The organism is Pseudoalteromonas sp. NZS100, from assembly GCF_015864815.1.
GTDB classification, from domain to species: Bacteria; Pseudomonadota; Gammaproteobacteria; order Enterobacterales; family Alteromonadaceae; genus Pseudoalteromonas; species Pseudoalteromonas distincta.
The window spans coordinates 94,996-116,443 of record NZ_JADYWM010000012.1; the positions used below are offsets into that span (position 1 = coordinate 94,996).

Sequence of the window (21,448 nt, forward strand, 5' to 3'; positions counted from 1 at the left end):
TGCGTCCTAACCATTATGCTTTTTAAGCAGCTCAATTAATTCATCTTCCGTGAGTATGTCGATACCTAAATCTTGGGCTTTAGTCAGTTTTGAACCTGCTTTTTCACCCGCGACTAACGCATCAGTTTTCGCTGATACGCTACCAGATACTTTAGCTCCTAGTTGCTGTAAGCGTGCTTTTGCGTCATTACGATTAAGCGTATTTAGCGTACCAGTAAGTACATAAGTAAGCCCAGCAAGCGGTTGTTCTTCTTCAGAAGGTGCACTCAACGCTGGCCAGTTTACGCCTTGCTCTATAAGCGCATTAACAACTGCTAAATTATGCTCTTCATCAAAAAAGCCACGAACATGCGTTGCAACTATTTCGCCTACATCACTTACCTGCGTTAAACTATCAATGCTGGCATTTATTATATTTTCAAGGGTAAGGAAGTGATTAGCTAAATTTTGTGCTGTTGCCTCACCTGCTTCGCGAATACCTAATGAATATAAAAACTTAGCAAGCGTAGTGCCTTTCGCCTCTTCAAGGGCTGTTACTAAATTTTTGGCTGACTTAGGTCCCATTCGTTCAAGTGACTCAAAATGTCCTTGTTTTAAAATAAACAAATCAGCGGGTGTTTTTATAAGCTCTCTGTCTACCAGCTGATCAACAATTTTATCGCCAAGGCCGTCTATATCCAGCGCTTTACGTGACGCAAAGTGTTTAATTGCTTGTTTGCGTTGTGCAGGACATACAAGCCCACCCGTACAACGAGCGACAGCTTCTCCTTCAACCTTTTCAACATGAGAGTCACAAATAGGACAAGTTACTGGAAATTCGATATCTCTGGCATCATCAGGGCGGCGCTCAAGTACAACTTGCGTTATTTGAGGGATTACATCTCCAGCACGGCGAATAATAACGGTATCCCCAACTTTTACACCCAAGCGTGCAATTTCATCACCATTATGTAGTGTTGCATTTGATACGGTAACACCACCAACAAAAACAGGCTCTAGGCGTGCAACTGGGGTAATAGCGCCAGTACGGCCCACCTGAAATTCGACATCTAGCAGTTGGGTTATTTCTTCTTGCGCCGGAAACTTATACGCAATAGCCCATCGAGGAGCGCGTGCCACAAAGCCTAAACGCTCTTGTAAGGCCTTTTGGTTTATTTTTATTACTACGCCATCAATTTCATATTTAAGCTCGCCACGGCGCGTTAAAATGTCGCTGTAGTACTCAAGCGCGGCTTTAGGACCTTCAACTAATTTTGTTTCTGGGCACAGTGGCAACCCCCAGTCAGTTAACTTTTCTAATTGCTGATAGTGATCCTCAGGAATACTGCCATCAGCTACAAGCCCGGTACTATAGGCATAAAACATGAGTGGGCGTTTAGCTGTAATTTTAGAATCGAGTTGACGCAAACTCCCCGCGGCTGCATTACGCGGATTAACAAATACTTTTTCACCGCGTTTTTGCGCTTCAGTATTTAATTTATCAAAGCCAGCGCTGTCCATAAATACTTCGCCGCGCACTTCAAGCTCTTTTGGGTAATCACCACGTAACTTAAGCGGTACATTACGAATAGTTTTAACATTTTGTGTAATGTTTTCACCGGTAAAACCATCACCTCGCGTAGCCGCTTGTACAAGCACACCATCACGATAAATAATTGATACGGCTAATCCATCAAGTTTTGGCTCACAACAAAAAGTAAGCTCATCAGTACTCATTAAGCGCTCTTTTATACGGCGATTAAATGCAGTGAATTCTTCTTCACTAAACGCGTTATCAAGCGATAACATGGGTACTTGGTGCGCTACTTGCTCAAATTTACTCAGTGCGGCACCGCCTACTTTTTGTGTCGGAGAGTCGGCGGTTAAAAATTCAGGGTGCTGCATCTCTAGTGCGCTTAGTTCGCGTAATAACCTATCGTATTCAGAATCAGGAATACTGGGGGTGTCGAGCACATAATAGTTATAGTTGTGTTGCTCTAATGTAGTACGAAGATGATTAATTTGCTCACTAATGCTGCTAGACATTTAAACCTCAATAAACATAAAAAAAGCCACTTTGACGATTCACCGTCCAGTGGCTTATAAAAATATAATGTATGCGTTATTTACGCTGAAAAAGAACGAACCTGTTCAACATATTGCCTGATGCGCTCTACTGTCATTTCATTTCGCTCAGCATCTAAAATTTGTGCACCAAATTCATCCGCTAACTTTTTAGCTGCGCTGTGCAACATATTAAATGCCGCTAGACCATCGCCGTCGCACGGTAACGTCATAAATAAACTTACCCCAGCGGTACTAAATTGTTCCATATTATCAATATCAAACGTACCTGGGTTGTACATATTTACTAATCTAAACAAAACAGGACCTTGGCCAGCCGGATCTAAGTGGCGATTAAAAAAGCCTTCCTCAGAATATTTAAAACCTAAAGTATTAACTGCTGGTAATAGTTTACTGCCCCGCATACTAAGCTCTTCTGGCATTTGAATATGCACAATAACAAAGTCAGACATTTGAGCAGGCGCTTCTTCAGCACTTTGATCTTTTGTTTCAAGATCATCAACTATTTCTAAGTCATCTTCAATCGGTGTTTCTGGCACGCTTGTATCAATTTGCGGCTCATTTGCATCAAAGTTAAGCTCGCCAAATTGTGGCTCATCACGTTCGTCTTGCATTGGCTCTTTTGGCTCAGCCTCAGTACGAAACGGTTTAGATGAAGCTGGTGCGCTTTGTTGTAATGGCTCAACCCGTTCATTATCCGATACTTCTGGGCGGTCTTTTTTTCTAACTGACCACAATCCATGTATTAATAAACCACCAATGACAATTACACTGATAACGATTAAAACCCATCTTAATTGTTCGGCCATCCCCTCACCTTTTATTATTTGATATGCCTAAAACCTGTATATTAATGAAAAACTAATACACTTGTTATAAAAATTTATGCGTGTGCAAGTTGCACAGCTTGCTCTATATCTACAGCAACCATACGCGATACGCCAGGTTCTGCCATAGTAACACCTGTTAATCTACCTGCCATTTCCATCGCAATTTTATTATGACTAATATAAATAAACTGCACTGATTGTGACATTTCTTCAACCAAACGGCAAAAACGCACAACGTTGGCATCATCTAATGGTGCATCTACTTCGTCCAGCATACAGAAAGGAGCTGGATTGAGCCTGAATATAGAAAACACTAATGATAATGCGGTCAGCGCTTTTTCTCCACCACTTAACAAATGAATTGTTGAATTTTTCTTACCCGGTGGTCGTGCCATTATACTAACACCACTTTCGAGTAAATCGTCACTGGTTAATTCTAAATACGCGCTTCCCCCTCCAAAAACTTTAGGAAATAGCTCAGCAAAATCTTCGTTTACTTGATCGAACGTCGCTTTAAAGCGTGTTTTGGTCTCACTATCAATTTTACGAATTGCACCTTCAAGGGTGCTTAACGCTTTTGTTAAATCATCTAATTGATTATCAAGATAATCACTACGTGCTTTGGCTAAATCAAATTCTTCTATTGCCGCTAAGTTTACTGCACCTAATTTATCTAGCTGATTAGTAAATCCGGTTAACTGATTTTGCGCTGCACTTAAATTCAATGAATCAGGTAATTCATCAAGTATTGCTTTTAAGCTTTGTTTCAACTCTTCTAATGGCTCAAGCGCAACTTGCGCTTTTATTACTAAGCTTTGCTCTTCAATTGTTAGCTTTTGATGCTGCTCTTGCAAGCCCACCAGCTCCCCTTGTGAATTTTTAAGGCTTATTTGCTTAGTGTTTAAGCTCTCTTTCGCCTGAGCTAATTCTTTTTGTAGCAATACTAATGCCTGCTCACCTTTTTGATGCTGTGTTAAGAGCTGCGTAATTTTATCGCTAAGTTCTTGCTCTGGTATCAGCAGCTCTTCTATTTCATTTAGTAGTTCTTGCGCACCTTCTGATGCACTAACGTGCTCTTGCTCTGCATGGCTCAATTTGGTTTGGCTTAACTGCCATTCACTGCGTGCCTTTTGCTCTGAGAGCGTTGCCTTATGTGCTTGTGTTTTATATTGCTCAAGCATGCTTAATGCTTCGCTATAACTTTTATCACTTTGTGAGCGCAAGCTATTTGCAGCGTCTACTTCATCCGCTAAGTTAAGTTGCTGCTCATTTAACACTTCAAATTGCTCTGTTTGCTCATCAAGCACGGTATTTAATTGTAAAAGCTGATTTGTTAATTGCTGTTTTTGTTGTTGTAGCTTTTCTAGTTGTAACTTAAAGTGCGCTACTTGCTGTTTGAGCATATCGCTGCGCGTACTGGCTACCGCTATATTTTGGGCAAGCTCATGTATCGCTTCTTTTAGCTCGCTTTGCTCGTTAACTAACTTTATTTGCTCAGCTGTATGTCCGTCACGAGTGTGTGTTACTTGTTGTAACTCGTCCTCGGCATTAGTTAACTGCTGCGCTTTATCTTGCAATTGCTTATGCTTTAAAAGTAATGAGTTTTCTGCATTACATTCGGCACTTACATGCCAGTTACGACCATATAAAGCACCGTTTTTATCCATAACAGCTGTATAAAAACTATCTTTTAGTATTTCTAAATCACCGCTTTCACTATAAGCAATACGTGCTAAATGCTCTGGATAAACACCGCTTGTTATATATGTAGCTAAGCTATTTGTTGGCACACTTTTATCACTATTTGGCCACACACTGTTATCAGCTTGCTGCTCACTTACATTTAAGTGCTCTAAAAATTTAAGTGCTTGCTCTATTAGAAGCTCAAAGCCTTCTTTAACACTTAGCTGATTAAACAAACCATTAGTACGTTCACTTTTTTCATCAAGCCCTAATGTACTTTTAAGCCCCGTTATACTGGCTTTTAACTCGTTTATTGTTTGAGTGAGCGTCGAATATTGTGTTTGTGAGTTATTAACAAGCTCATTTTGCATTTCAAGCTTAGCAGTGCACTTCGTATGTGCTGTTTGTTTAGCGGCAAGTTCTTGAGTTAATGTTTGTGTTTGCTGTGTTTGCTGTATTAACTGTTGCTCTACATCACTACTTTGTAGCTCGCTAAGCTGAACAGTTAACTGATCAATTTGCTCGTTAACGTGGCTTATTTGCTGCTGAGTTTGTTTAATGTGACTACTATGTAGTTGCACGTTATTATTAAGCTGTTGCTGTTGCTCACACAAAGCTTGCCAATGAGTATGGTGGCGCTGCTTAAGTGCTAATAATTCCTCAAGTTCATGCGTTAACCCACTAACTTGCTCTTCACATATTAAGGCATTTTCACTTTCCTCTTGCAGGGCTTCGTTGAGTTGTTCGCACACAATTTGCTGCTGCGATTTTACCTCAGCACTTTGAATTTGGCGTTGCTGTAATTTAATTAAACTTTGTTTAAGCGTTTGGGTTTGCTGCTTTACATTGATTTGTTGTTGCTCAGCGCGAGTAAGCTCTGTGTGTATTACATGTTGCTGATGCTGTGCATCGCTTAGTTTATCTTGCTGAGCTTGTACTTGCCCTTCTAAGCTTGCAAGTACATCGTCATGCCCTGAGTTAGCGGTTTTAAAAAACAAAATTTGATCATTAAGTTTTTTAATTTGGGCACTTTTTTCAAGTTGCTGCTGATGTAACTTTTGCCATTTTAAAACGGCAATTTGGCCTTTTAGCGTACGTTCTTGTGCTTTTAATTCGCGGTATTTTTTTGCATCAACCGACTGCACAGCCAATTTATCTAGCTGGCTTTGTAGTTCTTTACGCACATCTAACAAACGTTCAAGATTTTCGCGAGTGCTCTTTATACGAGTTTGTGTTTCGCGGCGGCGCTCTTTGTATTTAGAAACGCCAGCGGCTTCTTCTAAAAATACGCGCAGCTCTTGTGGTTTACTTTCTATTAAGCGCGAGATCATCCCTTGCTCAATAATTGCGTAACTACGTGGACCAAGACCGGTGCCTAAAAATATATCGGTAATATCGCGCTTACGGCATTTACTGCCATTTAAAAAATACAGTGACTGTCCGTCGCGCGTTACTAAACGCTTAATAGCAATTTGGTTTCGATCGGCAAATGTGTTTGAAGGACTTCCTTTATCGTTATCAAAAACAAGCTCTACAGAGGCTTGTGATATGGCTTTTCGATTAGTTGAGCCATTAAAAATAACGTCGGTCATGGCGTCGCCACGCAGGTTTTTAGCAGAGCTTTCACCTAGCACCCATCGTACTGCATCAATAACGTTAGATTTGCCACAGCCATTGGGGCCAACAACACACGTCATTTGATCAGGAAATGGAATTTTAGTGGGCTCTACAAACGATTTAAAGCCCGCTAATTTAATAGTGCTTAAGCGCATCTTATTGTTATTACCGATTATTATTGTTATTGATTACAAACAATTTAACTCATTAACAGTTAAATTGTTAAGCTTGTCGTTTAAAATTATCTAAAATAATACCGGTCGCCATTGCCACATTAAGTGATTCTGCACCACCAAAAGCGGGGATGGTGATTTTATTAGTTACTAACTTTGCACATGTCTCGCGTATTCCATGCGACTCACTGCCCATTAGTAAAACGCCTGAGCCCGTAAATTGGGTTTTATGCACGCTTTGCCCATCTAAAAAAGCACCGTAAACAGGTAAATTTAAAGACTGTAGGTAATCAGGTAAATCTACTTGGCTTACCGATACCCTTACAAATGAGCCCATCGTGGCGCTGATTGTTTTTGGGTTGTAAGCGTCTGCGCTGTCGGTGCTGGTTACTATATGTTTAATACCGTACCAGTCTGCCACTCTTATTATTGTGCCTAAATTACCAGGGTCTGATACGCCATCAAGTGCGAGTATTAAGCCACTTGCTTGTGGTAAAGCTGCTTTTGGCATATCAACAATAGCAATGGCTGCATTATTGCTAACTAGCGTGCTGGCTTTGGTGAGGGTCTCTTCATCAGCTTCTATAAAGTTAGCTTGCGGATACTTACCTTGGTACGCATTTATAAATTCGTTTGTAGCAAAAATATTAACCACATTTAATGGGCTGTTTAATAACTCAAGTACGTTTTTCTCACCCTGTACAAGGTATTGATTATATTGCTTTCGGTACTTTTTTTGGCCAAGTTGGCGAATAAGTTTGAGTTGGTTTTTTGAAATCATAACAGCCCCATAAAATTATCCAGCAAGTATAACAGATTTCGTTATAACATCTGAACTCGAAAAGCAGCGAATGGGGCTAATTTATCTTACTCGCACTTCTTTCAAAGGTCAGATTAATGCGAATAAACATGCCTTTTATTGCTTCTAATTGATTTGAATCGTCAACCGTCTGAGCCAATTCCTCATAAAGATTATCTGACGCTTGCTTAAACTTATTATTAAACTTGCCCTTGGTTGCCAACATAAATGCATCGGCTAACGTACGCTGCCACTCATTTAAATACTTTAGCTTTGTATTACCAGCCAAATTTTCACAAATTGAGTTTAAACGTACCGACGCATGCCCTAAGTTTAGAGCGGTTAGTGCAAGATCAGTAATTACGCGTGAGTGTGAACCTTGATCGTAATTAGTTAAGCGAATTAACCTATCGGCCATACGGCGGTTATACCAAATACTTGGGGTTGGATGGTTATTTATTTCGAGTAAATCTTTATAAGTGGCCTTAAAAACACGATGAACAAGTAATTGCACACTCGGGCCTGTGAATAACTGAAAAATCCAAAATAAAATACTTACCCCCGCAAAAATTGCCATTGCAGAGCTAAGTGTGTAATCGATTGAAAACGCAAGGCTCATATCGGTACTGGGTCTTACCAAAATCGTAAATGGGATACAAAACCCCAAGCCATATGGCAATGTTTGTTGATCAGCTAGCAGCAGTAAACCCAGAAAATAAGGCCCTGCTAATACAAGTAGTAATATTTCTAATTGCCCACCACTTTGTGATAATAAATTGAGTGCGTAAAAAATAGTTACAATAGCAGCAACCACCACGCCTACCAATAAACGCTTTATTACCACCTGTAAAATAGCTAACGGTATTCTCGCCAACATTATCGAAAATATGACCGGTAAAATCATAATTAATAATGCAGCAGAAGAGCCTGTATTAATCCAAATAAATGCGCCGATAGAAAACACCAAAGCAGTTCTAAATCCAACAATTATGCCAGCTAATGGGTCGCGATATGTAAGCATACTGGGTGCATTTAATAATGTTTTATCACGCTCTTCTAACGCTCTGTATGCGCGTAGTAAAATTGTTAAGTCGGCTGCTACTTCTAAGCTCACATTGAGCATGTGAGATTCAAATGGCGAATCACACACCGTATTTGCTCTATAGTCGGTTAGCTCTTTACGCAGCGTTTTAACTTGTTCGGCGCAGTAATCAAAATCGTCAGACTCTTTAATTTGCGCAAATACGTGCTTAAGTTTACTTATTAATTTATCTAAAGTAGGTGTAATAAGGTCTTCGTGGTTTCGCTGTAGACGGCCAATTATTTGAATTAAGGCCAATAAAGAAAGTACTTTTTGCGACAACTGATTTGCAGCACGCGAGCGCCCTGGACCTTTTGGTCCTTCGTATCTTACTGCGCTGGAATCTTCGTTTATTGATCCCAATGTTGCCATAATGCCATCTATTTGCTGGTGACGGTTTTCGTGCGAACCCTTAGAATCAAGCTCAATAACTAAATAATGTAACGTTTGATTTATAACCGACCGCGCTTGTGTTTGCAGTAAATGTTTAACCTTTACAGGCCAAAATAGATGACTCACAAGCCCAGCACATACAGACCCTATTATTATTTCACTTACTCGCGCTTGTGCAATATCAAATATACTTTGACTGCTTACCATTGCCGGAGTAACCATGACTAAAAGCACAATAATGGCGGCTGTTACACCAGCCATAGCAAACGCATAAACAAAGTTTGCTTGGCGTACCATTGCCGATAACGCAGAGTTCACCCCCAACCATAATGCCAGTGCACCGAGCGCTAAATAAGGGTAGAGAATTAACTGAGTTAAAAGCAATATGCCAAATAAACCGCCCACTATGGTGCCTATTATTTGGCAAATTGCTTTTTCAATAACTAATCCGCTTTGTGGGCGTAATTGCAAAAATATAGCCGAGACTAACGCCCAATAAGGCCTTTCAAGGTTAAGCGACATAGCAATAGTGAGCGCCATCACCATGGCTATAACGCCCTTAGTCGCAAAAATAATTGCCTGTTTTTTAGGAAAAAACAAATTTTGTAATACAACGCCCACTGTCTTCCCCTTAACGTGTAGCGAGATGTATTGTGGCGGTCATTCCTGCGCTTAACTGTGTATCTTCGGGCAATGAATCTAACTTAATATCAACAGGAATACGTTGCGATAAACGTACCCAATTAAATGTTTGTTGTACTTGTGGTAAAAGCTGCCCGTTACTTTGTGTATTCGTATTTGCAATTGCTTTACCTACACTCACTACATGCCCCGTTAATTGCTTACCACCGCTTAGAAGCGCTATTTTAGCTTTTTGATCAGGATAAATAAGCGGTATTTTACTCTCTTCAAAGTAACCCGTTACATAAAACGAATCTGACTGAACAATAGCAAAAACAGGTGTGCCTTGAGCTACATAGTTGCCTTGGCGTAAATTCAAATTAATTATTTGCCCTGATGCAGGCGCAACAATTTTAGTTCTATCAACATTTAACTGCGCAATTGTTTGCTCTGTCTTGGCTAAGTTATAATTTGCTTCAGCAATTTTAGTATTAATACGAGTGGATTCTAGCGTTTCTTCACTAATTGCCTGTTGAGTGTTTAGCTCAACACGTCTTTCGTATTTGTGCTTGGCAAGCTCCCATGTATACAATGCGTTTTCTGTGTTTGCTTTACTTTTATCAAGCGCTGCTTGATAACGCTTTTTATCAACATTAAAAAGTACTTCGCCTTTTTGTACGTTTTGACCATCTTTAATATTTAAAGCAGTTACCCAACCCGACACGTCTGGAGCAACCGTGACAATATCGGCTCGAATACGCCCGTCACGCGTCCAAGGAGTATGCATGTAGTCAGTCCATACCCAACGCCCAGCAAAAACCGCAGCTATAACAACCAAGATAGTAAAAGTAATACGCAGATATTTAATCATTCAATTTATCTTCCACTTAGTAATACCAACCCGCAATAATACTTGAGTAATTTGAGGGCTTAAACCTGACGCTAACTGTGTTAAAAATTTCTGATATAGAACAACTAAATAACGAAATTTTTGCCTTGTTATCGACACGGTTTTCTTGCCTCAAAATAGCTCAATTAATTAAACAGATTGGTATAAATAGACGGCGAGTGCCAAGTAACAAACAAATAGTGACACCTCAAACCAAGCCACTTTCCAAATACGGTCATGCCAATCTAGTCGATGCAAAACAAAACGAGTCAACGCCGTTAAAATAAATGCAATTGGGAAGTAAACAATCAGCGGGCTAAACTCTAATCCCCCTAACACGACTGCTTGAAACATAATAAATATCCTAATGTTATTTAAAGCGGTGATAAAAGCTGTAAAACCTAAATAAATTTACATCCGCACTACTCTTACAATCTATTATTTTGGCATATAAATCAATTAGCTTAATTGTACGTAAATGTGCTTAATACATAATTAATGCCATTACATTTAAGCAGCACTAACTATGTATAGTAGCTAAATCGCATATTAAAAAGCTAAAGACCCCAGTTACCAGCCAAATACATAAACCAGCGAGGTTTATTTATAAAAAAGTATTAGAGTATTCAACTTAATACTTAAAACGCCTATTTATAGCTGCTTGCAGAAGGGTTGGATAATTATAAACATTGAGTTTTGCACTAAAAATGGGTAAATTAACAAAAAAACAACATGGATATAATTTAATGGAATCAATACACCCTACCCCATCTGAAACAACCCCACCAATAAATGAGCCTGCTGAACCAATTTTTAGCGGAAAAGTGCAATTTAGTGGTAAAGGCGGTGAGTTTTTTGGAATTTGGATTGTAAATATATTACTTAGCGTTATTACGCTTGGCATATATTCAGCGTGGGCTAAAGTACGTACGCATCGCTATTTTTACGGCCACACCCGTATAGATGGTCATAGTTTTGACTACCTAGCAACACCAATACAAATTTTAAAAGGTCGGATTTTAGCGGTTGTTGTATTTTTTATTTATACATTTTCTATTAGCTTTATGCCTATTTTAGGCCTGTTTATTGCTCTTGGTTTTATCTTTTTAATGCCATGGATTATTAACCAAGGTTTACGTTTTAATCTGCGTATGACCCGCCATCGTAATGTTCGCTTTGCTTTTAAAGGCAGTTATGGCGAAGCCTTTGTTAACTTTATACTTTTACCTATTGCAAGCATATTTACGCTTTATTTATTAATGCCTTACGTTATAAAGCGTATTGATAGCTATATACATAGCAATATTAGTTATGGCGACAAACCGCTTACTGTAAATCTAAAAGGCGAGACCTATTACCTCACAGCGCTTATTTGCTTTGTAGTGAGCTCTATCACCATGGTGGTATTTATGGGGATTTTAGGATTATTTGGCCTCAACTTAGTAGATATTGAAAACCAACAAAATTTAGAAAACTCTGCAGCTATGGTTATGCTTCCTATCTTTATGATGATTGCCTATGTGCTAATGATTGCCATTGTTTCTGCTGTATGGCACGCCGCTATTAGAAATCACATTTTTGATAACAGCCATTTTGAAGGCGTTGCTACATTTAAATCAGAGCTAAAACCAATTCCTTTCGCTGTTTTACTATTAACTAATATGTTGGCTATTGTATTTTCTTTAGGGCTTGCATACCCATGGACAAAAGTACGTACATCAAAAATGCTCGCTGATGTAACTAACGTCACTATTTATCCTGGTGCATTAAACCTAATCGATACCGCGCAAGAACAGCAATCATCATTTGCTGAAGAAGCTGCAAACGTATTTGATATTGACCTTTCTCTAACTTAAGAGCTCACCATGCATGTAAAGGGACATTTTTTCCCCATCGCATCGAGTAACTATCAAGTGTGTGTTGCCACTATTAGCGACACACACATTGAGGTTATCAACGATGAACACGTTATAGCTCGCCACGTAATCTCAAGTCTAAAATTAAGCTCGGGGATGGCAGGACTTGCTGACGAACTAAACTTTGAAGATGGCAGTCGTTTTATTCCTCAAGATGTAAGTTACAGATGGCCATTTAAAGAAAATAACCATCACATAATGGAGCGCCTTGAAAAAAGTAAATGGGCAATTTTAGCCGCAGTAATATTTACACCGCTTTTTATGTGGTTAGTACTTTATAAAGCGGTACCGGCCATTGCTGTTTACAGTGTTGATACCCTGCCACGTAATGTTGTAGAACAAATGGGGGAGCAAAGTTTTACACTAATTAAAAAGATTGCGCTTGACCCAAGTGAGCTGCCCGCAGAGCAGCAAACTAAAGTACAAGCACATTTTACAAATATGCTTAATGCGTTATCGCTTGATCAATCGGTTTATAGATTATCGTTTTATAAATCAGACAGCTTTGGTGCTAACGCGTTTGCACTACCCCATGGCCGTATCGTGGTCACCGATGATTTAGCAAATTTACTTGCCGATAAACCCAATGCACTAAAAGCGGTATTGCTACACGAAATGGGCCATGTAGTCCACCAGCATAGCGTACGCATTACAGCACAATCTGCCGCAAGTACTATTGTGTTAGCGGTTGTATTTGGTGATTTAGAGGGGGTTGCCGAAGTAGCGTTAGGTACGGGTGCATCGTTTGCTCAGCAAGGGTTTTCACGTGACATGGAGCGTGAGGCCGATAGCTTTGCACTCACCCAATTAGAATCGCTTGGGTATTCGAGTAATGACTTTGCTGATGCAATAGAGGCCCTACAAGAAAGCCATACCAGCGAAAACGAGCACCTCGAAAAAGTAAATAACTTATTAGAGTACTTATCTAGCCACCCAAGTGCACAAGAGCGTATTGACAATGCTAGGAAATAATCGCGGTTATATTCAACTTGCTCGCTACATAGTGAGTTTAAGTTGGATATACCACGGCTTTTTTCCAAAGCTTTATCATATTGCACCGCTTGAAAAATTAATGACTGGCAGTGCTGGTTTTTCAGCCGAAGTGTCTGACTTAATTACACGTTCGGCGGGTGTTGGCGAAATTATATTTGGCTTGTGTTTATTTGTGTTTTATAAACATAAGCATTTGGTAGCTTTAAATATATTGGCGCTTATGGGGCTTTTACTTGCTGTAGTTGTAATGCAGCCACAATTGCTTATTGAAGCATTTAACCCTGTAACTACTAACCTGCCTCTTATTGGGCTAAGCGTTATTTGGTTAAAAGAAATTAAGCAGTTGAATAATCGATACCTCTAAATAAAAAAAGGGTATGCAAGCGCATACCCTTTTTTGTAGTACTTAAGTTATATAATTAGTACTTATTTTTATGCGTCCACAAATGCAGTAATTCGCTCGCAATGGTTGCTGCGGCAATAGCGGTAAGCTCACTTTGGTCGTACGAAGGTGATACTTCTACCACATCCATACCTACCATGTTTATGCCTTTTAGCGCACGCAGTACTTTAAGTACTTTATCTGACGTTAAACCACCACACACAGGAGTGCCTGTACCAGGCGCAAACGCAGGGTCTAAACAATCTATATCAAACGTTAAGTAAACAGGTAGGTCACCTACTCGCTCAAGTATTTGCGCTGCAATTTCATTTGCATGTAAATCGTTGGCTTGCATTGCATCAATCACAGCAAACTCATGTTTACTTTGATCAAAGTCGGTACGAATACCTATTTGTATACTGTGCTCAACATCAATCAGCCCTTCCATTGGTGCATGATAAAACATAGTGCCGTGATCAAAACGCGAGCCATTGCTATAAGTATCGGTGTGCGCATCAAAATGCACTAACGCCATTTTGCCATGTATTTTTGCATGAGCACGTAATAGCGGAAGCGTTACAAAGTGATCGCCCCCTAAACCTAATAGTGTTTTACCTTGGCGAAGTATTTGATCAGCAGCCATTTCTAGTTGCGCAGTAAAATACTCAGGATCCCCGACAGGGTAAGTAAAGTCCCCTGCATCTGCCACTTTTAAGCGCTCAAACAACGGGAAAGTCCACGGGTATTTAGTGTCTTCCCATGCTAAATGAACCGATGCACGACGAATTGCATCAGGGCCTAAGCGCGCACCAGGGCGGCCCGAGGTCGCTAAATCAAATGGTAAGCCTAAAACCACTACGTCTGCATCAATTGCATTAATGTTTTGCACCATAGGACGACGTAAAAATGTCATCCCATTTGAGTACAATGAGTGATCTGCGTGACCAAACAAAGTTGACATTGCTTATAACTCTTCTAAATAAGTGTAGCCATCAAGGCCGCTTTGCAACTCGTCTAAAACGCTTTGCTGTTCGTGTTTTTCAATTTTAGTGCTTACTAACTGCTCGTATGATTGCTGAAAACTTTCAACATCTAAATGTACATAGCGCATCATATCGGCAACAGTGTCACCCTGGTTTATCTCGGTAATACTTGCAACGCCTTGCTCATCCATATTAACAATTGCGCTGTGCGTATCGCCAAACAAGTTATGCATGTCACCTAAAATTTCTTGATAAGCACCCACCAAGAAAAAGCCCATTAAATAAGGTTTATCAGCACTAAACTCTGGCACTGGTAGTGTGCTTTCAATACCTTGTCCATCTACGTAATGCTCAAGTGCGCCGTCTGAATCACAGGTTATATCAAGTAATACGGCACGTTTTTTTGGCGCTTCAGTTAAGCCACTTAATGGCAATACCGGAAACACTTGATCAATGCCCCATGCATCTGGAAGCGATTGAAATAACGAGAAGTTTACAAAAAACTTATCGGCTAAACGTACGTTTAACTCGTCAATAATAGGACGATGAAAACGGTTTTTATTATCCATGTGCTTGTTGAGTTCATAACAAATACGGATATTAATTTGTTCAGCCCATGCACGTTGCGATAAATCAAGTAACCCGAGTGCAAATTGGTTATGCGCTTCAGCTAAGTCACCTTGGCTGTCGTGATAAATCTCAATTAATGCACGGTCATCCGTTAAATCAGTTAACTGTACAAACGATGCCCACATGTTTTTTAATAACAGAGGTGCATCTGCCGCTGGCGCTACTAACTCTTCTGGCGTGTAACTTTCAGTACCAATAACATTAGAAATAAGCACAGCATGATGCGCCGTAAGCGCACGACCCGACTCAGAAATAATAGTCGGCATTGGTTGCTCATATTGCTTACATGTATCACCAATGGTGTACACAATGTTATTCGCATATTCAGCTAAACTGTAATTCATAGAGTTATGTGACTGGCTACGCGTGCCGTCGTAATCAACAGCTAAACCGCCACCTACATCAAGGCAATCAATTTCTGCGCCTAGTTTACGTAGCTCACAGTAAAAACGCGCAGCTTCGCTTACACCTAAACGTACGTCACGAATGTTCGCCATTTGTGACCCTAAGTGAAAATGCACAAGCTGCAATAAATCAAGCTGGTTTGCGCCTTTTAAACGATTAACTACATGTAAAACTTGCGATGCGGATAAACCAAATTTTGATTTTTCGCCACCACTCGCTTGCCACTTACCTTTACCTTGCGACGCTAAACGTACACGAATACCAATGCGTGGTTTTACGTTAAGCTCTTTAGCTTGGCTAAGCACCATGTCTAGCTCAGAAAGCTTTTCAAGTACGATATACACTTTATGACCTAGCTTTTCGCCAATAAGTGCTAAACGTACGTACTCTTTATCTTTGTAGCCGTTACATACAATAACGGCGCTGGTTTTTTCAGCCAGTGCTAGTACCGTTAGTAATTCAGGCTTGCTGCCGGCTTCTAAACCAAGTTGCTTTTTTTCTACTTGTGCTTGGCTTGCTACTATTTCTTCAACCACTTCACGTTGTTGGTTTACTTTTATCGGGTAAACTAATAGGTAGTCTTTAGGGTAACCATAGTTTTCAATCGCAGTATTAAATGCGCCGCATAAGCTGTGTACACGATGGTGTAAAATTTGCGGAAAACGAACTAAAGCAGGTAAGCTTAAACCTTTATCTTGTAATTGCTTTGCGATATCAGTTAATGCAATGGTTTGCTCTGGGGCATGAGCCTTGGGCGCAACATACACATCACCTTGATCATTAATACCAAAAAAACCTTGGCTCCAATGACGAACATTGTAGCTCGTACGAGCTTGTTCTAGTGATGTTGTTTCTTTCATTTATCTTTCTCTTTTATTTAATTAATGCCGACTCGGCTAGTGCCGCGCATTAAAAGAAAAATAGAGATTCAAGTCCAACAAGTATTTTTACTCGTAACGAGTGATTTTTGATGTTAAAAAAATAACCAAACAACTATTGCCCGCTAGCATATATAAAACAGGACTTTGATGATTTTTAAAGATAAGAAAAGTTATAAAAAATGGCTGTTTTTAAATGACTCATTATAAATTTTATTAGCAATAAATGAGTTAGCTCATTCAATAAAATTCATCTTGAGTTACTTTGTTTATAAAATTTACTTGTGATGGATTAGAGCAAGGCGTTCTCAACACCTCAATTACTCACAGTTGAGGCTGCGTGTTGTGGCCAAGTATTACCTATGTATTCTGAAAAGTGAATAAAAACTGCACGTCAAAAACGCGCAGCATAACATCCACCAGCTTATGGCGAATATGTAGCGTTAGGTATTGCCTGTGGTATTGAAAGTGGGAAACTGCAGTAGTGTATAGGCGAATTCGATTAATTGAGTATAAGCTAGCTATGCACTTTTTGGGGCGAACATAATTATTGCCATACCTAGCAGTGCAACTAGACCACCGATAATATCCCACATAGTAAGCTTTACGCCATCTACAACCCATAACCATAATAGCGCAACGCAAATATATACGCCGCCATAAGCTGCATATACACGTCCGGCAGCAGTAGGGTGTAAAGATAGCAACCATGCAAATAGTGCCAAACTTAAAGCTGCAGGAATTAAAAGTAAAATGCTTTTATCTTGTTTTAGCCAAAGGTAGGGCAAATAGCACCCCACTATTTCAGCTAAGGCTGTAATAATAAAAAGTGCGATTGTTTTTAATTCAAACATAATGCTCCGCGCAAAAATAACAAGCATAACAATCTATATAAATTGTTATGCTTAGTGCGTTGTTATTCGCTAAGCGCCATAGTGGCAAGTTTCATTGTGCTTTCAAACGACTTGGTACCCGCTATAAATAAACCGTTGTGACAGAACACGGCATCGGCAATACCTGTTTCATCTACGAACGCTTGATCAGATAAACCAGACCATGCTTTAGGAAGCGGTTTTCTATCTTCAAACGAGCCAGGCTCAACGGGTACTGTTTGTAATATCCATTGCCCAGAATGCGATGGGTAAACCATGTATAGCGCCTCACTTGATAAAATATGCACTGTTTTTTTCCACGGTGTGTACTTTTCAAGCACTATTACTCTGGCATCGTCTGCATTTTCAATTGCTTTGGCGACAATCTCTTTTGCATTAACACTACCGTGAGCTGAGGCGATAAAACGAATGAGCATACGTGCTGCAAATTCAACGGCTTCATCAAAACAGGTATCAAAGTTACTTTCTTCTTCCCATGTAGGGTTAAACATTGAAATTGTTTGGCTCAAGCTTATCCCTTTTGATACACCTTCAACATGACCACAATCAATGGCGTCAATAGTTGAAACTAAGCCTGAATCCACTCTATCAGCAACGGCCTGGTTATCATCACACAGTGCTAAGCCGTATTTTTTCCACACTAAACCAAATGATGAAAAAGGAATGCCATTTTCTCGCTCGCCTGCACCACCACGTTGATGATGATCAAAGCGATTAGTTTCAGGATCGTATTCCCCACCTACATCTATTACGTAGTCGGCACTTTCTATAAGCGCTTTATCGCGTGTGCGTACCAATTTAAACGTTGGCAAAACATGTTTAAGTACCGCAATACTAAAAACGTCATCTGCATGAAAATTACCATTGTGGGTTACTACTGTTATTTCGCTCATTTGTTTATTGCTACTTTTAGAAAAGATAAAAATTCTCGCTTTGTAAGTTAGTCACTAATTATCGAGGCAGATTTTATACGAAGACAGGTGTTAAAAACAATGAAGTATTTTTGCATCACTATAAAAGCTGCTTTTATAGTTACTAGTTTGAGTATGACTTTTATTACAAGATAATAATGAGGGCAGATATTTACGACATATTAAGCTTTAACATGTCGCAGCGTTAATGAATTTATTTACTAAGCCCTAATTCCATAAAAACACTTTGTGGATTATCTACATATGAGCCAAAACTGCTACAGCGTTTAAAGCCTAAATTTTCATATAAATTGATTGATTTTATTTGTTTTGGGCCTGTTTCTAAGCGTATTAACGGGATTTGTTTTTCGCCAGCTTGATGCAATAAAATCTGCATAATACGTCTTGATAGCCCTTTACCACGATGACTTGGTTTTACATATAAACGTCTTATTTCGCCATAAGGCTGAGTATCAAATTTCTCTACTATCGCACCGCAGGCAATAATACCTTCTTCAGTTTTTAAACCAATAGCATACACATTAGGTAAGGTTAATTCGTTTAACTCCAGAGACTGTGCGGTAGCCACAGGATATAAAGAGTTTATAAGTCGGTCTATATCATCAAATACATTTACCACGTCGGGATCATTCGGGTTCAAATCGACTAACTGCATAAAGCTTCCATTCATTGTTATAAGTTTATTAAGCTTTAAATAATATATTTAAGCGGACATAGCTTAGCACTGTTTAACTAAAAAATCTTTACTCCTTATTTAGCATATAGGTCATGACATTTCACAAGCTAAAAGAGCAAAAGTGGCTTACCACATGCGTAATCTTGCTAGATTATCACTAATTAATAGATAGTAAACTTCAAGTATTATCGCACATTGGTATTAGCGCTATGCCATTTTGAATAGCATTTTTTATCCATCGGCTTTGCAATTAAATAGCCTTGCATGGTGTCAATATTCATTTTTTTAAGTAAGTCATATTGTTCTGTTGTTTCTACGCCCTCTGCAACTACCTCTAAGTTTAGGCTTTTTCCTAAGCTGATAATTGTTTGCGCAATATTAAAACCAACCGTGTTATCTAAAATTTTATCAATAAAGCTTTTATCTATTTTTAATTCTTTAACAGGAAACGTACTTAAGTAAGCTAAACAGGAGTACCCGGTTCCAAAATCATCAATCGAAAATATAAAGCCTGCAGCAATGAGTTCTTTCATTTGCATAATTGTATAATCTACATCGCTTGAGAGCATTGACTCGGTTATTTCTAACTTAATTTGTTGTGCTCGAACATCAAATTTATTGATAGTGCTAAACAGCTCTCCTTTTAAATTTGATGAGTTAAATTGGCTTTGACTAATATTAATTGAAACACTAAACGAGTCGTCAATTATGTTATCTGCTTTAAGCTCGTTAATTAAAATACATATATCATGTAAAACAATATTTTGTAGCTTTTGTATAAGCCCATATTGCTCTGCAATAGGTATAAATTCGTTTGCTGCTATTAAGCCTTTTTGAGGATGGTTCCATCTAATGAGTGCTTCAGCACCAATAACATCACCATGCATATTTACCTGTGGCTGAAAGTAAGCACAAAACTCATCAGATGCAATCGCCCTGACTATATCGGTTTCTAGCTCGGCTTGCTTTTCAAGTAGTGTTTGCAAGGCAGGATCGTAAAAACTACTGCTATTACCCCCTTTATTTTTAGAACGATACATAGCCGTGTCTGCAAATTTTAATATATTGTCTGCCTGTGCGTTTACGCTATCAATTAGGCAGATACCTATGCTACAACTTACTTGAAATGCAAGGTTGCCCACTTCAAATTTATCATGAAAAGCTCTTTGAATCTCTTTGGCAAGAGCTTTGCATTCTATGGTTGCTTGCTTTGTATCTTGCCCTATGTGTTTGAGTAAAATAATAAATTCATCACCACCCGCTCTGGCCAATGTATCTGAGCCTTTTATTATTGCGCTTAACCTTTTTGATAATTCCACAAGTACTTCATCACCCGCACTGTGCCCAAGTGAGTCATTAATACGCTTAAAATTATCTAGGTCTAAAAATAATAACGCCCCTATATTTTTATTACGTTTAATACTCTCTACACACGTGCTTAATTTGTCGCTAAGCATTCTTCTATTTGGAAGATTAGTTAATGGGTCGTAAAAGGCGAGCTTATGTACTTCTTGTTCGGCCTTTTTCTTTATTGAAATATCTCTGGCCATCCATACTACGTGCCTTTTTGTAGGACTATTGGGATGATAATGATCTAATGCAGCTGCCCGGCCTTCAAAAACTATACTCCCTTTGGGTACATCTAATTCATATTCAAAAATTTGCGTCTCGTTGGTCGAGAGTGTTTTTTTAATGACGTCCATTATCATTTGTGCATCTTTTGGAGGAAGTAGGTCTTTAACATTTTCACCAATAAGGTCCTTGCTTGAATCAAGCAGTAACTCATTAGAGGTACCATACACATCGGTATAAATTCCTTCTTCACTTAAAATAAGGATCAGATCGGGCATTACCTTAGTGAAAGCTTTAAACTTTTCGTTACTTTGCTGTAAATTCACTACAAGCTGTTTTGCTTTATCAAACTCGTTACTTTTTTCAAGAGCGATACTAGAAAAGTGTACAAAAAAATCAATTAACTCTAAATCTTGCTTTGATGGTGATTTAGGGGTGCCGTGATAGATAGCAAAGGTGCCTAATAAATCGGCTTGAGTTGAAAAAATAGGCGTTGACCAACATGACTTAAGATCAAACTTTAGCGCTAAATCTTTAAAGTCCTCCCACAGCGGTGAAGTTTCGATATTTTCTACAATTGTGCGCGATTTCGAAAATGCTGCAGTACCACATGAGCCCACTTTTGGCCCTATAAAGACTCCATTCAGTAAACTACAGTACTCTGGGTGAATATTAGGGGCTGCGCAATGAAAAAGCTGTTGGCCTTTAGCTGATAAGATGGAACACCTAGCGGATTCATCATCAATAATCTGCTCGATTGATAAACAAATTTCAGTAAGCACCTCACTTAAAGGTACCCCTAATGCAATTTTGGATAAAATGCCTTGCTGGTGAGATAATAACTTTTTTAACCTATCCGTACCCATTTTCCTTTACCCGTATTATTTATACACATTGAAACAACAAAAGCTTTAAGTAAGCGCTTTTTTCTTACGCAGTAAAGTTCATTATAGTCATGATTAGTAAGTTTTTTATTTTATTGGTAAAAATAATCGGGCCTGTCTTAAATAATCATAGTTGCGTATTACTGAACACCTA

16 protein-coding genes are annotated in these 21,448 nt (G+C 39.1%); 3 read left to right on the forward strand and 13 right to left on the reverse strand.

Translation table 11 applies throughout. The features are described from left to right. Positions 1-6 precede the first annotated feature (6 nt). The 7 genes from ligA to I6E69_RS13470 form a co-directional block, all read right to left on the reverse strand. Positions 7-2,025: an NAD-dependent DNA ligase LigA gene (ligA, locus tag I6E69_RS13440; RefSeq protein WP_197121428.1), complete on the reverse strand. Its 2,019-nt coding sequence runs from the start codon at positions 2,023-2,025 to the stop codon at positions 7-9. An 80-nt stretch (positions 2,026-2,105) separates the two neighbouring features. After that, positions 2,106-2,873, reverse strand: a complete 768-nt coding sequence (zipA, locus tag I6E69_RS13445; protein WP_002958582.1) for a cell division protein ZipA — start codon at positions 2,871-2,873, stop codon at positions 2,106-2,108. A gap of 74 nt (positions 2,874-2,947) precedes the next feature. After that, positions 2,948-6,349 (reverse strand): chromosome segregation SMC family protein, encoded by a 3,402-nt coding sequence (locus I6E69_RS13450; RefSeq protein WP_197121429.1) that lies wholly within the window; start codon positions 6,347-6,349, stop codon positions 2,948-2,950. 67 nt (positions 6,350-6,416) lie between these two features. Continuing rightward, positions 6,417-7,148 carry an RNA methyltransferase gene (locus I6E69_RS13455; protein ID WP_039489393.1) on the reverse strand — a complete coding sequence of 244 codons (732 nt, stop codon included), beginning with the start codon at positions 7,146-7,148 and terminating at the stop codon, positions 6,417-6,419. 76 nt (positions 7,149-7,224) lie between these two features. Continuing rightward, positions 7,225-9,261, reverse strand: coding sequence for an FUSC family protein (locus I6E69_RS13460; RefSeq protein WP_002958579.1), 2,037 nt, complete (start codon positions 9,259-9,261; stop codon positions 7,225-7,227). A gap of 10 nt (positions 9,262-9,271) precedes the next feature. Beyond that, on the reverse strand, positions 9,272-10,132 hold the full coding sequence (locus tag I6E69_RS13465) for an HlyD family secretion protein (protein WP_197121430.1): 861 nt from the start codon (positions 10,130-10,132) through the stop codon (positions 9,272-9,274). Between the two features lie 168 nt (positions 10,133-10,300). Then, the gene (locus I6E69_RS13470) at positions 10,301-10,504 is read right to left on the reverse strand and encodes a DUF1656 domain-containing protein (protein ID WP_002958577.1); all 204 of its coding nucleotides are present in this window, start codon (positions 10,502-10,504) and stop codon (positions 10,301-10,303) included. Positions 10,505-10,896: 392 nt separating this feature from the next. On the opposite strand from I6E69_RS13470, the gene I6E69_RS13475 reads away from it, so the two are divergent. The 3 genes from I6E69_RS13475 to I6E69_RS13485 are packed head-to-tail and all read left to right on the forward strand — an operon-like array spanning position 10,897 to position 13,423. Further along, entirely contained in the window at positions 10,897-12,006 is a 1,110-nt protein-coding gene (locus I6E69_RS13475; RefSeq protein ID WP_002958576.1) for a YjgN family protein, read from the forward strand. 9 nt (positions 12,007-12,015) lie between these two features. Further along, complete coding sequence (locus I6E69_RS13480; RefSeq protein ID WP_197121431.1) at positions 12,016-13,038, forward strand: M48 family metallopeptidase; 1,023 nt, start codon at positions 12,016-12,018, stop codon at positions 13,036-13,038. Next, positions 13,025-13,423 (forward strand): DoxX-like family protein, encoded by a 399-nt coding sequence (locus I6E69_RS13485; protein ID WP_197121432.1) that lies wholly within the window; start codon positions 13,025-13,027, stop codon positions 13,421-13,423. Before I6E69_RS13480 ends, I6E69_RS13485 begins: the two co-directional genes overlap by 14 nt. 55 nt (positions 13,424-13,478) lie before the next feature. Here I6E69_RS13485 and speB read toward each other — a convergent pair whose 3' ends face one another. The 6 genes from speB to I6E69_RS13515 all read right to left on the reverse strand — a co-directional run bounded on the left by speB (position 13,479) and on the right by I6E69_RS13515 (position 21,276). Next, complete coding sequence (gene speB / locus I6E69_RS13490; RefSeq protein WP_008138249.1) at positions 13,479-14,402, reverse strand: agmatinase; 924 nt, start codon at positions 14,400-14,402, stop codon at positions 13,479-13,481. Between the two features lie 3 nt (positions 14,403-14,405). Further along, positions 14,406-16,319 (reverse strand): biosynthetic arginine decarboxylase, encoded by a 1,914-nt coding sequence (gene speA / locus I6E69_RS13495; RefSeq protein ID WP_002958572.1) that lies wholly within the window; start codon positions 16,317-16,319, stop codon positions 14,406-14,408. Between the two features lie 539 nt (positions 16,320-16,858). Continuing rightward, the gene (locus tag I6E69_RS13500; protein WP_002958571.1) at positions 16,859-17,191 is read right to left on the reverse strand and encodes a YnfA family protein; all 333 of its coding nucleotides are present in this window, start codon (positions 17,189-17,191) and stop codon (positions 16,859-16,861) included. Positions 17,192-17,253: 62 nt separating this feature from the next. Then, a complete protein-coding gene (locus tag I6E69_RS13505; RefSeq protein ID WP_197121433.1) occupies positions 17,254-18,123 on the reverse strand; it encodes an MYG1 family protein in 870 nt (289 codons plus the stop codon). A gap of 232 nt (positions 18,124-18,355) precedes the next feature. Further along, positions 18,356-18,817, reverse strand: a complete 462-nt coding sequence (locus I6E69_RS13510) for a GNAT family N-acetyltransferase (protein WP_002958569.1) — start codon at positions 18,815-18,817, stop codon at positions 18,356-18,358. A 206-nt stretch (positions 18,818-19,023) separates the two neighbouring features. Next, positions 19,024-21,276: an EAL domain-containing protein gene (locus I6E69_RS13515; RefSeq protein ID WP_197121434.1), complete on the reverse strand. Its 2,253-nt coding sequence runs from the start codon at positions 21,274-21,276 to the stop codon at positions 19,024-19,026. Positions 21,277-21,448 lie beyond the last annotated feature (172 nt).

Coding starts and splice junctions, on each gene's coding strand:
- ligA (WP_197121428.1), bottom strand. CDS start 2,025: ATGTCTAGCAGCATTAGTGAGCAAATTAATCATCTTCGTACTACATTA.
- zipA (WP_002958582.1), bottom strand. CDS start 2,873: ATGGCCGAACAATTAAGATGGGTTTTAATCGTTATCAGTGTAATTGTC.
- I6E69_RS13450 (WP_197121429.1), bottom strand. CDS start 6,349: ATGCGCTTAAGCACTATTAAATTAGCGGGCTTTAAATCGTTTGTAGAG.
- I6E69_RS13455 (WP_039489393.1), bottom strand. CDS start 7,148: ATGATTTCAAAAAACCAACTCAAACTTATTCGCCAACTTGGCCAAAAA.
- I6E69_RS13465 (WP_197121430.1), bottom strand. CDS start 10,132: ATGATTAAATATCTGCGTATTACTTTTACTATCTTGGTTGTTATAGCT.
- I6E69_RS13470 (WP_002958577.1), bottom strand. CDS start 10,504: ATGTTTCAAGCAGTCGTGTTAGGGGGATTAGAGTTTAGCCCGCTGATT.
- I6E69_RS13475 (WP_002958576.1), top strand. CDS start 10,897: ATGGAATCAATACACCCTACCCCATCTGAAACAACCCCACCAATAAAT.
- I6E69_RS13480 (WP_197121431.1), top strand. CDS start 12,016: ATGCATGTAAAGGGACATTTTTTCCCCATCGCATCGAGTAACTATCAA.
- I6E69_RS13485 (WP_197121432.1), top strand. CDS start 13,025: ATGCTAGGAAATAATCGCGGTTATATTCAACTTGCTCGCTACATAGTG.
- speB (WP_008138249.1), bottom strand. CDS start 14,402: ATGTCAACTTTGTTTGGTCACGCAGATCACTCATTGTACTCAAATGGG.
- speA (WP_002958572.1), bottom strand. CDS start 16,319: ATGAAAGAAACAACATCACTAGAACAAGCTCGTACGAGCTACAATGTT.
- I6E69_RS13500 (WP_002958571.1), bottom strand. CDS start 17,191: ATGTTTGAATTAAAAACAATCGCACTTTTTATTATTACAGCCTTAGCT.
- I6E69_RS13505 (WP_197121433.1), bottom strand. CDS start 18,123: ATGAGCGAAATAACAGTAGTAACCCACAATGGTAATTTTCATGCAGAT.
- I6E69_RS13510 (WP_002958569.1), bottom strand. CDS start 18,817: ATGCAGTTAGTCGATTTGAACCCGAATGATCCCGACGTGGTAAATGTA.
- I6E69_RS13515 (WP_197121434.1), bottom strand. CDS start 21,276: ATGGGTACGGATAGGTTAAAAAAGTTATTATCTCACCAGCAAGGCATT.